Source organism: Stackebrandtia sp., from assembly GCF_035643755.1.
GTDB lineage: Bacteria > Actinomycetota > Actinomycetes > Mycobacteriales > Micromonosporaceae > Stackebrandtia.
Genome location: NZ_DASQPW010000102.1, coordinates 1 through 13,108, shown reverse-complemented (window position 1 = coordinate 13,108; position 13,108 = coordinate 1). Strand labels below are relative to the sequence as shown.

General features: G+C 70.3%; 13 protein-coding genes and 1 pseudogene. 8 read left to right on the top strand and 6 right to left on the bottom strand.

The genetic code is table 11. The features are described from left to right. A pseudogene (locus VE172_RS07840) lies at positions 1–741 on the top strand (hypothetical protein); the annotation flags it as partial. A 15-nt stretch (positions 742–756) separates the two neighbouring features. Here the strand turns inward: VE172_RS07840 and VE172_RS07835 are convergent. Together VE172_RS07835 and VE172_RS07830 are read right to left on the bottom strand one after the other, a co-directional pair. After that, positions 757–1,374 carry a carbonic anhydrase gene (locus tag VE172_RS07835; protein WP_324799520.1) on the bottom strand — a complete coding sequence of 206 codons (618 nt, stop codon included), beginning with the start codon at positions 1,372–1,374 and terminating at the stop codon, positions 757–759. 107 nt (positions 1,375–1,481) lie between these two features. Then, positions 1,482–2,120 carry a mycothiol-dependent nitroreductase Rv2466c family protein gene (locus tag VE172_RS07830; RefSeq protein WP_324799517.1) on the bottom strand — a complete coding sequence of 213 codons (639 nt, stop codon included), beginning with the start codon at positions 2,118–2,120 and terminating at the stop codon, positions 1,482–1,484. Between the two features lie 88 nt (positions 2,121–2,208). On the opposite strand from VE172_RS07830, the gene VE172_RS07825 reads away from it, so the two are divergent. Next, entirely contained in the window at positions 2,209–2,835 is a 627-nt protein-coding gene (locus VE172_RS07825) for a PadR family transcriptional regulator (RefSeq protein ID WP_324799514.1), read from the top strand. Further along, complete coding sequence (locus tag VE172_RS07820; RefSeq protein WP_324799511.1) at positions 2,832–4,409, top strand: FAD-dependent monooxygenase; 1,578 nt, start codon at positions 2,832–2,834, stop codon at positions 4,407–4,409. Before VE172_RS07825 ends, VE172_RS07820 begins: the two co-directional genes overlap by 4 nt. Positions 4,410–4,415: 6 nt before the next feature. Here the strand turns inward: VE172_RS07820 and VE172_RS07815 are convergent, their stop codons facing one another. Both VE172_RS07815 and VE172_RS07810 read right to left on the bottom strand, forming a co-directional pair. Next, positions 4,416–4,967: a hypothetical protein gene (locus tag VE172_RS07815; protein ID WP_324799508.1), complete on the bottom strand. Its 552-nt coding sequence runs from the start codon at positions 4,965–4,967 to the stop codon at positions 4,416–4,418. Beyond that, a complete protein-coding gene (locus VE172_RS07810) occupies positions 4,964–6,325 on the bottom strand; it encodes a serine/threonine-protein kinase (RefSeq protein WP_324799505.1) in 1,362 nt (453 codons plus the stop codon). The genes VE172_RS07815 and VE172_RS07810 overlap by 4 nt, the downstream gene beginning before the upstream one ends. 220 nt (positions 6,326–6,545) lie before the next feature. Here VE172_RS07810 and VE172_RS07805 point away from each other — a divergent pair, with 220 nt between their 5' ends. After that, the gene (locus tag VE172_RS07805; protein WP_324799502.1) at positions 6,546–7,538 is read left to right on the top strand and encodes a chitinase; all 993 of its coding nucleotides are present in this window, start codon (positions 6,546–6,548) and stop codon (positions 7,536–7,538) included. On the opposite strand, the gene VE172_RS07800 is transcribed toward VE172_RS07805, so the two are convergent. After that, positions 7,535–8,419, bottom strand: coding sequence for a DMT family transporter (locus tag VE172_RS07800; RefSeq protein ID WP_324799499.1), 885 nt, complete (start codon positions 8,417–8,419; stop codon positions 7,535–7,537). The genes VE172_RS07805 and VE172_RS07800 overlap by 4 nt on opposite strands. A gap of 224 nt (positions 8,420–8,643) precedes the next feature. Between VE172_RS07800 and VE172_RS07795 the strand changes: the two genes are divergently transcribed. From VE172_RS07795 to VE172_RS07785, 3 genes are all read left to right on the top strand, one after another. Further along, on the top strand, positions 8,644–9,417 hold the full coding sequence (locus VE172_RS07795; RefSeq protein WP_324799497.1) for a sporulation protein: 774 nt from the start codon (positions 8,644–8,646) through the stop codon (positions 9,415–9,417). A gap of 17 nt (positions 9,418–9,434) precedes the next feature. Next, complete coding sequence (locus VE172_RS07790) at positions 9,435–10,190, top strand: sporulation protein (protein WP_324799494.1); 756 nt, start codon at positions 9,435–9,437, stop codon at positions 10,188–10,190. Between the two features lie 66 nt (positions 10,191–10,256). After that, a complete protein-coding gene (locus tag VE172_RS07785; RefSeq protein WP_324799491.1) occupies positions 10,257–11,225 on the top strand; it encodes a pirin family protein in 969 nt (322 codons plus the stop codon). Here VE172_RS07785 and VE172_RS07780 read toward each other — a convergent pair. Further along, entirely contained in the window at positions 11,222–12,241 is a 1,020-nt protein-coding gene (locus tag VE172_RS07780) for a hypothetical protein (RefSeq protein WP_324799488.1), read from the bottom strand. The two genes, VE172_RS07785 and VE172_RS07780, sit on opposite strands and share 4 nt — an antisense overlap. 211 nt (positions 12,242–12,452) lie before the next feature. Here VE172_RS07780 and VE172_RS07775 point away from each other — a divergent pair. Then, on the top strand, positions 12,453–13,108 hold a 656-nt coding region (locus VE172_RS07775; RefSeq protein WP_324799486.1), incomplete at its 3' end, for a serine/threonine-protein kinase.

Here is a 13,108-nt window from a genome sequence, read left to right as displayed (position 1 = left end):
GCCCCACCACCAGGGGGCACCCCGCCGCCTGGCGCCATGCCGACGTCGGCTCCTCCCATGCAGCCACCACCGCCGGGCGCCGTACCGATGCCCGCCCCGCCCGTCAGTTCCTATCCCCCGCCTGGCGCGATCGTGATCCCTCCGCAGCCCGCGGGCGCGGCGCACGCGCAGCTGGCCTCGGGGTCGCCGACGTCAGGTTCCCAAGGGCCGCAAGGATCTGCGGCGCCGCCAGTGTCGGCGCCGCCCGCCGCGCCGAGCTTCAGCCTGCCGCCGCAGACCCCCTCCTACGCGGCGCCACCGCCGCCGCCCTCGGGCCCGTCCGTGTCGAAGATCCCCACCACCGCGACGGGTTACACGCCGCCACCGCAGCAACCGCCTCCTCCGCTCGCCCCGCAGGGGATGGCGCCTCCGCCGCGCGGGCAGGTGTCGCCACCGCTGCCGCCCCTGCCCGGGGACTTCGCGGGGCGGGCGCCGATTCCCCCGCCGCCCGTCGGCAACGGCGAGCAGGGGCCGTCGGTGGGCCAGCGCATGGGCCACGGCGCCAAGAAGATCTCGGGCAAGTTCCTGGCCGCCACGGGGCGCCTCATGGAGCGCGCGGGCGACAAGCTGAAGAACGCCCCTCCGCCCGTTCCCAAGCCGCCCAGGGACGACGAGAACCCCCCACCGCCGCCCGGCATGCCACCGCCTCCCCAGGCGCTGCCGGGGCCGCCTCCGCCGCCGCGGCAGTATCCCCCGCGGTAGAGGGACGACGCCTCGCTACTTGAGCATGTGGACGGTGCCCTCGTCCAGGTCGTAGCGGGCACCGGCGATGTGGGCCGCGCGCAGGTCCTCGCGTTCGGTCAGGCGCTCCACGGTGTCGCTCACCTGGAGCCGCATGGCCTCGGTGTACGGGTCGTCGGGCGCCGAGCGCAGCGCCCGCGCCGCGGGCTGGCGCAGGCTCTCCACCAGGAAGCCCGCGTCCTTGTCGCCGCCGCGCACCGCGTCGATGGCCAGTTTCACCGCGCCGCAACGCTCGTGGCCCAGCACGATCACCAGTGGGACGTCCAGTTGGTCCACCGCGAACACCAGCGAGTCGACCGCCGCGCGGTCGGGGACGTGGGCCGCGGTGCGCACCACGATGAGCTGGCCGAAGTCGCAGTCGAAGAGGGACTCCGCGGTCACGCGGGAGTCGACGCAGGTGAAAACGGCCGCGACGGGCCGCTGTTCGGAGGCGGCGGCGCGCGCCGAGGAGATGTCCCGCGTATACAGCGGCCTGCCGCCCACGAAGCGGTGGTTGCCGTCCAACAACATGCGCAGCACCGCGCGGGCACGGCGGTTCGACAGACCCGCGATGGCCGCGGACTTGGAGATCTCGCCGTCGTGGCGTTTCGTCATGTCGACCAAACTATGTGGCGCCCGCCGTTTCGCGCAACAGGTCGCCAACAAGATCACGCGAGTCACGGCCGCGCCGGGTAAGGCCGCCCGGCGCGGCCGCCGTCGCGTCAGTCGAAGATCGGCTCGGCGGTGCGGGTGCGCTTCAGCTCGTAGAAGCCGGGGGTCGACGCCACCAGCAGCGTGCCGTCCCACAGCTGTCCCGCCGCCTCGCCCTTGGGGGCGGGCGTCACCACGGGGCCGAAGAACGCCACGGGCTCGCCGTCGGAGCCGGGAACGGAGATCACGGGGGTGCCGACGTCCTGGCCCACCAAGGTGATGCCCGCGGTGTGCGAGGTGCGCACGGCGTCGTCGTATTCGGTGGTGTCGGCGGCGTCGACCAGGTCCGCGGGCAGGCCCGCCTCGGTGAGCGCCTCGACGAAGGTCTCGCGGCCGTGGTCCATGCCGCGGTTGTGGAAGCGGGTTCCCAGGGCGGTGTACAGGTCCCCGATCACCTCGTTGCCGAACTTCTGCTCGGCGGCGGCCACGATCCGCACCGGTTTCCACCATTCGCCGCTGGCCACCCGAGCGCGGTAGCCCTCGGGCAGCTCGTCCATCTTGGGCTCGTTGAGCACCTGGAGGCTCATCACCCGCCAGCGCACCGAGATGTCGCGGATCTTTTGCACCTCGAGCATCCAGCGCGAGGTCATCCACGCCCACGGGCACACCGGGTCGAACCAGAAACTGACTTCGGTCTTGTTGTTGGACATACATCAAATCATAGGAACCGACATCGTGACGCCAGAAAGACGCCACAGAGACTTGCATAGTTAGAACATAACTAGTAATGTCATCACTATGACGTCACCGATCCGCCGTTCCGGTCTGGCACTGACGGTGCTGTGCACCCTCGCCGAGAAGCCCATGCACGCCTACCGCCTCCAGATACTCATGAGGGAGCGAGGCAAGGACCGCGTCGTCAACATCCGCCAGCGCGCCAGCGTCTACCAGGTGATCGAGCGACTGCTGCGTGCCGAACTGATCCGGGTGCACGAGACCACCCGCACCCAAAACCGTCCCGAAAGGACCGTCTACGAACTGACCGACGCCGGGCGCCGCACCGCGGTGGAGTGGATTCGCGAAATGCTGGTCGAGACCGACAACGATTTCCCGGAGTTCCCCGTCGCGGTGTCACACCTGATGGCGCTGGAACCCACCGACGCCGCCGAACAGCTGCGCATCCGCGCCTCCGCGCTGGAAGACACCATCGCCGAATTCGACAACACCATGGCCCAGGCCACCGCGATCCCCCGGCTCTTTCTGCTCGACGACGAGTACGAGCGGCAGTTGCTGGAGGCCCAACTCAACTGGACGCGCACCGTCATCGCCGACCTGGAATCGGGTCGGCTCACCTGGGACGAGCAATGGCTCTACGAGGTGGCGTCCACATTCAACCCTCCCGAAGAAGAAGAGGAAGAGCAGTGAACACCTACGACGAACACACCCCCGTCCTGATCATCGGCGGCGGCTACGCGGGACTCACCGCGTCGCTGTTCCTGTCGCACCTGGGCGTGGAGTCCATTCTGGTCGATCGCCACCCGGGGGTGTCCATTCAGGGGCGTGCCCGGGGCATCAACCCCCGCACCATGGAGATCTACCGCTCACTGGGCATCGCCGACGAGGTGAACGCGGCCGGGGCGCCGTTCGCCGGCGACCTGGGCGGCGCCCGCTGCACCACGCTGGCCGACGAGTGGATGTGGCTGTTCCCGCCGGAGTCGCCGCTGATGTACCCGGACATCTCGCCGTCCGGCTTCAACCTGGCCGACCAGAGCGCGGTCGAACCGGCGCTCATCGCCTCGGCCACGGATCACGGCGCCGACCAGCGGCGCAACACCCAGATGGTGTCGCTGGAGGTGGACGACGACGGGGTCACCGCCGTCACCGAGGACCGCGCCAGCCGCCGGCGCCGCACGATCCGCGCCGACTACCTGATCGCCGCGGACGGGCAGCGCAGCGCGATCCGGGAACAGTTGGGGATCAAGCGAACCGGCCCCGGCGTGGTCTACAACGTGATGGCCATGGCGTTCTCCGCCGACATCGCGCGCTACGTGAAGCGACGGGCCATCCTGTGGTGGATCGTCAACGACACCATCGGCACCGGCGTGCTCACCACCACCGCCGATCCCGAACGCTGGAGCATGGCGGTGGCGTACGACCCACAGACCCAGACGCCCGACGACTTCCCGGTGGAGCGCTGCGTCGAGCTGGTGCGCGGCGCCATCGGCGACGCCGACCTGGAGGTGAAGATCCACGACACCACCCCGTGGGCGCAGGGGGTGGCCGTGTCCAACGAGTACCAGCGCGGCCGGGTGTTCTTCGCCGGGGACGCCGCGCACGTGTGGTCGCCGGCGGGCGGGATCGGCGCCAACACGGGCATCCAGGACTCCTACAACCTGGCGTGGAAGCTGGCCGGGGTGGTCAACGGCTGGGCGGACGCGAGCCTGCTGGACAGCTATCACGCCGAGCGCCACCCGCTGGCCATGGATCTGATGCGGCTCACCGAGGAGCGCCAGGCGCACCGCGCCGGTGGGGACCCCGAGAAGGACAAGACCGACGATCTGTTGTGGAGCTTCGGTCAGCGGTACTGGTCGGACGCGATCGTCGATCCCGACGCCGACACCGTGTTCGGCGAGACGCTGGACCTGCACGGGCAGCCCGGTATCCGGGCGCCGCACCTGTGGGTGGAGCGCGACGGCGAGCGGATGTCGACGCACGACCTGTTCAGCCAGTCGTTCGTCCTGTTCACCGGGGACCAGGGCGACGCGTGGAAGCGGGCGGCCAAACGGGTCGCCGCCGACACCGGGATACCGTTGCGGGCGTTCGGCATTGGCGACGACCTGACCGATGTGGACGGCAAGTGGGCCGACTCCTACACGGTCGGCGCCGACGGCGCGGTCCTGATCCGTCCCGACGGCTACGTGGCGTGGCGCCACGAGGGGGCCTCGGGAGATCCCGCGGCGGACCTGTCGGGGGCCCTGCTGGCCGTCGTGGGTCGCTGATTCGCCTTACCGGGGCCGGGTCCAGACCTCGGCCCCGGTGAGGAACGCCGAGGACGCGGGGCGATCGGGGTCGTCGGTGACCCGCACCTCGCCGGGCACGGCGCGGCCGTCGATGACGACGGAGGCGCGGGCGGCGGGCGCCAGCACGAGCGACAGCCCGTGCGCGACCCCGTTCAGCGCGAAGGAGTCGGTGGCGAAGGCGCGGCGCGCCAACACCTCGGCGATGTCGACGCGGACGTCGGCCGCCGTCACCGACAGTCCCTTGTCGAGGTCGAGCCGCAGGTCGATGTCGGTGATCTCCACCGGTGACGCGTCCCAGGCCAGGCCGGCGGCCTCGGGGAAATGGCGGGTGAAGTCCTCCGCCAGCCACGCCGCCAGCGCCTCGTCGGTGCCCAGGACCCGCACCCGGTCGGCGTGCCACAGCACCACGGCGGCGCCGCTTCCCCGCGTCGACCAGTCCACCCGCCATACCGAGGCGAACACCGTCGGCCGGTCGCCGTCGAACAGCCGCACGATCGGGTTCGCCCCGACGAGCAGGACCTCGGCGGGTGGGTTCACTGCTGGTCCAGCAGCCCGTTGTCGCCGCCACCGCCGCCGGTGGTGGAGCCGCCGGGCGAGGGACTGGTGGTGTGGGGCTTGCTGGAGCTGTGCGAGTCGGGCGGGGTGGTGTCGTCCGAGGACGAGCCCGAGCTCTCGGAGCTGGAGGAGCCGCTCGACGACCAGTCGCCGGTGCCCTGGGTGTCGCCCTGGCCGGTGGAGTTGTCGTTCGGGTCGCTGGACTTCTGGTGCTCGCTCTGCTCGGCCTTGTCGTTGGGGCGGTGGTTGTCGGGGTTCGACATGGACAACAGCACACCGGCGGTGACGCCCAGCAGCAGCAAGGCCGCGGCGATCACCGCCGCCACCACCATCAGCTTGCGGCGCTTGCGGTTCGGCCCCGCCTCGAGCGCCAGTTCCGCCTCGCGCGAGACGCCTGGCAGGTTGCGGGTGGTGCTGATCGAGGCGCGACCGGGCGCGGCCATCCGCACCGTGGAGTCGTCGCCTTCCGGCAGGTCGGTGGCGTCCATGGGTTCGGTGGAGTCGCCCTGGGGCAGCTGGGAGGCCAGCGCGCGGCAGGCGGCGGCCAGCTCGGTTCCGTTGGACCAGCGCTCGCCGGGTTCCTTTTCCAGGCAACGCATCACCAGGTCCGACACGTCGCGCGGGACGCTGGCGGGCAGCGGCGGCGGGGTCTCGTGCAGCTGGGCGCGGATCACGGCGGCGGGCGCGTCGGCGGCGAAGGGCTTGTGGCCGGTGAGGCATTCGTAGGCGACCACGCCGAGCGAGTAGATGTCGGAGGCGCCGGTGAGGTCCTCGTTGTACAGCTGTTCCGGGGACACGTAGGCGACGGTTCCCATCACCTGGCCGGTGCTGGTCAGACCGGCCTCGCCCTGCGCGCGGGCGATCCCGAAGTCCACCACCTTGATGGAGCCCTCGGCGGTCAGCAGGATGTTGCCGGGCTTGACGTCGCGGTGGATAACGCCGCCGCAGTGGGCGGCCTCCAGCGCCACGGCGACCTTGCCCACGATCGCCATCACGTCTCCGGGGCTGAGCCGTCCCTTCTCGGCGATGACCGCCGACAGTGGACGGCCCTCGACGAACTCCATCACGAGGAAGGAGACCGAGCCGCCGTCGTCGGAGGAGTCCTCGCCGAAGTCGTAGACGTTGACGATGCCGGGCGCGCGCAGCGCCGCCGCGGAGCGGGCCTCGGCCTCGAAGCGTCGTCGAAAGGCCGACGATCCCGACAGCGAGGCGTGCAGCACCTTCACCGCCACGGTGCGGTTCAGGCGGGTGTCGGTGGCCTTCCACACCTCGCCCATGGCTCCGCCGTCGACGAATTCCTCGAGCCGGTAGCGCTCCCCCAGCAGATCTCGAACACGCACGCTTACTCCGTGATTGGACTGAAACAACCTTCTTATGATGCACGCCTGCCGCGGCGCGGTGGTTGCGGCGTACGCCTGAAGGACCCCCAAGAGAGTGCCATGTCACTGACCGGCGTCGCGATCCGGGATCCGGCGGCGGGCACGGGAATCTTGCGCGCATCGATACATTCGCCTACGTTATTAGATAAGAATGTAAACGGTTCTATTGAAGGAACGTCCCATGCTCCCCAAACGCCTCGCCATCATCGCCCCGGCACTGGCGGTGGGCCTGGCCGTCGCCGCCACGACGCTGCCCGCCGCGGCCGACGACGCGCCACCGTCCCACCACCAATCGACCGAGGCGGCCGACTTTCCGGTGGCCCCCTACATCGACATCACCCGCGACACCCCGAAACTGACCGACGTGGCGTCCGCCACCGGCCAGAAGACCTTCACGCTGGCGTTCATCCTCGGCTCGGCCGCCGGGTGCGCCCCCGCCTGGGGCGGCACCATCGACCTCAACGACGCCTCCGTGATCGACCAGGTCAAGGCCCTGCACGACGCCGGGGGCGACGTGGTCGTGTCGTCCGGCGGCGCGGCCGGCCCGTACCTGGAGAACTCCTGTTCCTCCGCCGACGACCTCTACGGCGCCTACACCAAGGTGTTGGACGCCACCGGAAGCAACCACCTCGACGTCGACGTGGAGGCCTCGATACCCACCGCGATGGTCAACACCGCGCTCAAGCGGCTCCAGGACGACCGCGGCACCACGATCAGCTACACGCTTCGGGTGCAGGGACAGGACTACGGCATCGACCCGTCCTCGGTGTCCATCCTGCAGGACGCCGCCTCCCAGGGCCTGGACGTGTCGGTCAACCCGATGGTGATGGACTTCGGCTACACCGGAGACTGGGGCCAGGCCATGATCGACGCCGCGCAGGCCACCCTGGGCCAGATGAAGCAGATCTGGCCCGACTACTCCGACGACCAGCTCGCCGCGCACCTGGGCGTCACGCCGATGATCGGCGACAACGACTCCGGCATGGTGACCACACAGGACAACGCCAGGAGCCTGTTGAGCTGGGCGCGATCGAAGCACATCGGCTACATCCGCTTCTGGTCGATCGGCCGCGACAACGGCGGCTGCGCCGCGGGCGGCGTCCGCCCCGACTGCAGCGGCATCGCGCAGTCGGACTACGAATTCACGTCCATCTTCCAGGGATTCGCCGGCTAATCGGACGACCGCGCCGCGCCCACCAGCTCGGGTTCGGGTTGGGGGGCGTGGTGGTGGCCGGTGTCGGGGGCGTTGCGCCCCAACATGATCGTGCCCGCCACCAGCAGGACGCCGCACGCCAGCGCGGGCCCGATCAGGGACGCCTGGGTGGGAAGCGGCTCGCCGAGCAGCCCCGCGCCGGCCAGCACCGAGGCCACCGGGTCGGCGGTCTGGGCGGCGGCGTAGGCGATGCCGAAGTAACCCACCGCATAGGACCGTTGCAACAGGACGGTGGCGAGGATCAGCATCACCGGAATCACGATGGTGAACCAGTCCAGCACCCGCGACAGGTCGGACTGCATGCCCGCGCCCACCAGGCGCACGAAGGTCGACACGGTCCCGGTGGCCACCCCGGCGCCCAGCGCGAACCACAGCGCCCGGTGCGGGCCGTCGGCGAAGCGCCCGGCGATCTGCGTCACGGCCACGAAGACCAGCACGCCGACGAGGAACAGCACGGCGACGCCGTTCGACAGGTGGGGCGTGGAATGGCTGACGGGCATCATGAGCATCAGGCCCGCCAGGCCCACCGACACCGCCGCCGAGCCGATCAGTTCGGCCTTGCGGGGGCGGCGGCGATGCATCCGGGCCGCCAGGGGCACCGCGTACACCAGGGTGGTCATGCTGATGGGCTGGATGATGGTCAGCGACGCCATGCTGAGCGCCACGGCGTGCAGGCAGGCCCCGGTGAAGCTGATGCCGCCCCCGAGCCACCAGCGCGGCCGACGCATCAGCGCCCGGCTGGCCCCCAGTGCCACGGCGTCGACCTGCTGGATCGCGGCGCCCAGGGCGTAGGCGAACGCCCCGGCGAACGCGATCGCGACGCCAATCCACGGACCGGTCATGTGCGGCTGCCCCGGCTGGGCGGATTCGACACGGTTCGATCCCTTTCGCTTCGTGGCCCTTGCGGCGTCCTTGACCTTAGCTTCCGAGCCCGCGGCGCACCTCGTACATACGAAGGATTGCCGACCCATACGAACGTAAAGTCCCGCCTCCGGCCGCTGCGCGGGGCGTGACAGTCACCATTAGGCTGTTGTCCACCCCTCAGGTTCGAGAAAGGATTCGCCCCGTGGTTTTGCGCATTATCAAGGGGATCATGGGCTCGGGAGTCTCAGTGGACACCGTCCTCAGCGAGCAACCCCTGGCTCCCGGCGGCACCCTGCGCGGCGAGGTCACGTTCAACGGTGGCGACGTCGACCAGAAGGTGGAGTCGATCACCCTGGAGTTCACCGCGCTGGTGGAAGAGGACGCCAAGGGTGCCGAGCACGCCGCCACGTACCACTTCTTCCGTGCCCAGGTGTCGGGCCCGTTCCAGTTGACGGCGGGCACCACCCACTCGGTGCCGTTCGAGGTACAGACGCCCTGGGAAACCCCCATCAATACCTACAATGGACGCCCGCTGGTGGGCATGAAGCTCGGGGTGTCCACCGAGCTGGCCCTGGACATGGCCATCGACAAGGGCGACCTCGACCCCCTCACCGTGGAGCCGCTGGCCGCCCAGACCAAGGCCCTGGAGGCCCTGGAGGCGCTCGGTTTCGTCCTGCAGGAGGCCGACCTGGAAGCCGGGACGGTTTCGGGGTCCCACATGCCGTTCTACCAGGAACTGGAGTACTGGACCGGCGGCGAGTTCAGCGACAAGCTGCCCAACCTGGAGATGACCTTCCTGACCAACGCCTCCACCACGGACGTCCTCCTGCAGACCGGTAACACGGGAAGCCTGACGGCGCCGGGCAACGACGTGTACCAGCGCTTCACGGTGCCCAACGACACCACCGACGACCTCACCGACCAGATCCGCACCCAGCTGGAGCAGCTGTCGCAGCGTCGCGGCGTCGCCGGCTAGAAAGGTCCCCATCCCCCATGGTCTTTCGCAAGCTCACCTCCGCGTTCGCCGCCGGCGTCACCGTGGACACGGTGCTGTCGCAGTCCCATGTGGCCCCCGGCGGGACGCTGCGGGGCGAGGTGAGGTTCAACGGCGGCTCCGGCGACCACCACGTCCAGGGCGTCGGCCTGGAGTTCACCGCGGTCGTCGACCTCGGCAGCGGCGCCAAGAAGACCTTCGATTTCCACAGCGTCGACGCCGCCGGGGCCTTCGCGCTCCCGGCCGGCGCCGCGCACTCGGTGCCGTTGAGCGTCGAGTTGCCCTGGGAGACGCCGGTTTCGGCCCTGGCGGGCCAGCGCCTCACCGGCATGGAGCTCGGGGTGGCCACCACCCTGCGGCTGAAGAGCGCCGTCGACAAGGGCGACCTCGATCCGCTCAATGTGGAGCCGACGGCGACGCAGTCGCGGGTGCTTCAGGCCATCGACCGGCTGGGATTCGCCTTCCACCGCGCCGATCTGGAGGCCGGGGCGCTGTCGGGTTCGGCGCTGCCGTTCCACCAGAAGATCGAGTACTGGGCGGCCGGCGAGTTCCGCGGCACCTTCTCGGCGCTGCAGCTGGCCTTCGTCACCGACGCCCGGGCCACCCGGGTGGTCCTGGACGCCGACCGCGCCGGCGGCTTCTCCGCCGCCGACGGCCCCACCCAGGTCGAGCTGACCGTGGCCCACGACGACGCCGCCGACCTGGTGCCGGCGGTGCACCAGAAGCTGAGCGAGCTGGCCAAGCGGCGGGAATAGTAACGGGGGCGGCACGGTTGGAGTCGGCGTCGCATCCGCGCCAACCATTGCCGTCAAGGAGTCGTCATGCCAGCCGTCACCGCACCCGACATCCTGGTGCTGCCCCGCATCACCGTGCCCGCCGACGCCGCGGCCCGGCCGGTGGCCAAGGTCGTCGACTCGCAGCGCACCCTCGAGGGCGCGGGCTTCCCGGTGCGACGGCCGTTCCCGACCGCCGCGGTGTCCCAGGCCGACCCGTTCCTGCTGCTGGACCACATGCTGGCCGCCTACGAGCCCCAGGAGGCCAAGGGCGCCCCCTGGCACCCGCACCGCGGCTTCGAGACCGTCACGTACCTGATGGACGGCACCTTCGTCCACCACGACTCCAACGGGGGCGGCGGCGTCATCTCCGACGGCGACACCCAGTGGATGACCGCCGGCGCGGGCATCCTGCACGACGAGCTGCCCAGCGAGGAGCTCGTCATGAAGGGCGGCTACTTCAACGGCGTGCAGCTGTGGGTGAACCTGCCCACGACCAACAAGTGGGCCAAGCCGCGCTACCAGGACATCACCGGCGGCAACCTGACGTTGTTGACGTCCGGCGACGCCGGCGCGCTCGTCCGGCTCATCGCGGGGAACATCGGCGAACACGCGGGCCCCGGCGTCACCCATACGCCCATCACCCTGGCGCACGTCTCGGTGTCCCCCGGGGCGCGACTCACCGTCCCGTGGAGCCGTGACTTCTCGGCCATGGCGTACGTGCTCTCCGGAGACGGCTTCGCCGGGTCGGACAGTCGGCCGCTGCCCGACGCCCACCTGGCGGTCTTCGGCCCCGGCGACTCGATCACGCTCACCGCGGGCGACGAACAGAACGGCCGCACCGGCCAGTACGAGGTGCTGTTGCTGGGCGGGATGCCGCTGCGGGAGCCCGTGGCGCGTTACGGCCCGTTCGTCATGAACACCCGCGCCGAGATCATCCAGGCCATGGAGGATTTCCAGGCCGGGCGCATGGGCACCGTCCCCGCCGTGCACCTCGGCGACGCCGACGACGACTAGGTCAGGTCCTTCAGTTCCGACGCCACGTGGGCCTTGAGCCGCTTGGTGTCGGGATGGAAGGTCAACAGGCCGCTGGACTCCCAGGTCGGTTTCACCGTCTGGGAGCCCCCGCTCAGATGGAACGTCACGGTGCAGTGGGCGAGCTTGCCGCTGCCCACCTTGACGGTCACCTTGCCGTAGCAGTCCTCGGTCCCGGCCGAGGTCGCCTTGGCGATGCCGTGGAACTCGGCGGTGACCTTCTTGGCGACCTTGAGGCCGTCTCCGAGGTCGGAGGTGTCCAGGTAGGCGTAGAAGTAGCAGGTGGTGTAGGCGCAGTTGAAGTAGTCGCTGCTGATCGACATCCCGATGTCGCCCTGGGCGTGCACCGTGGACAGTTTTCCGACCGCGCCGCGCAGCTCGCCGTACCACTTCGACAGGGCGCCTTTAGCCACTGTGGAGACGTCGAGGTCGAGGGTGGCGTTGGCCCCGTGGCTGTCGCCGTGCGGCACCGTGAGGTGCTTGACGCCGACGATCGTGTGCGGCGACTCGGCGCCGACGAACACGGTGCCCTTGCCGACCGGGACCGGGTAGCAGGGCTTGCCGTGGCGATCGACCCGTGAGGGAAGCCAGGAGTCGAAGGCGTCGGCGTCGCGCAGCACGGTTTTCAGCGTCGCGGCGTACTTCTTCGGCGCCAGCTCGCTGCCGGGGGCGAACCATTCGTCGGGGTCCACCGGGCTCCAACCGTGGCCGATCTTCGCGGCCGTGCGCGCCGAGGCGTCGTCGGATTTCCACAGCCTCTTGTCGGCCGACACGTACGAGATCCCGTCGGCGGCCATGATCTTGGCCCTGGTGCCGGAGATCGTCGCCTTGCCGTACGCCGAACCCGCGCGCGACACGTCCACGCGCACCGACGCCGCGTCGTGCTCACCGTCGATGCGCGCGATCGTGCCGGTGTAGGACAGGGATGGCCGCTGACCCAGGTCATCCAGGGCGTCGTCCAGCACCGCCTTGGCCTCGGCGCCGGGGTGGGCGATCACGGCTTCACCGATGCCACATCCGGTCACGGCGAACAGAGACGTGACCGTCACAATGGAGACAAGGAGTCGACGAGGCATCTGCCGAACCCGACCTTCCGCGACGAGATCCGTTGGGCAGGACAATCCTCCAGCATCGCGCAACGGACCGGTCCCGTTGGCCGTGAGCTTCCCGCCGCGAGGGTCGCCTCGGCGGGAATAGTGAGGTGGGACCGTGGAACCGTTGGGCTCCAACGATCCGCGCCGCGTGGGCCGCTTCCGGCTTGTGGGCCGGCTGGGCGAGGGCGGCATGGGCGTGGTCTACCTCGGCACGTCGTGGACCGGCCGCCAGGTCGCCGTCAAGGTCATCCACGAGGACCTGGTGTCCGACTCCGTGGCCCGCCTCCGCTTCGCCCGCGAGGTGCGCGCCGCCCGCGCCGTCAACGGCCTCTTCACCGCCCCGGTGCTGCGCGCCGACGTCGACGCCGACCCTCCGTGGCTGGCGACCGACTACCTGCCCGGGGTGTCGCTGTGGGAGGCCGTCGAGGTGTTCGACTCCGGCTTCCCCACCGACACGGTGCGGTCGCTGGCGCTGGCCATGGCCGAGGCGCTCGCCAGCATCCACCACAGTGGAGTCGTGCATCGGGATCTCACCCCGCGCAACGTGATGCTGACCGCCGACGGCCCCCGCGTGATCGACTTCGGGATCTCCCGGATCTCCGGCGAGCAGCCGATCACCCGCCCCGCCTCGGTGCTGGGCACCCGCGCCTACGTGGCGCCGGAGCGCTGGCGCGGCGGGCCGCCCCACCCCTCGGCGGACGTGTTCGCGCTGGGCGCCTGCCTGGTCTTCGCCGCCACCGGACGCCCACCGGCCGCCGGAGACCGCGGCAC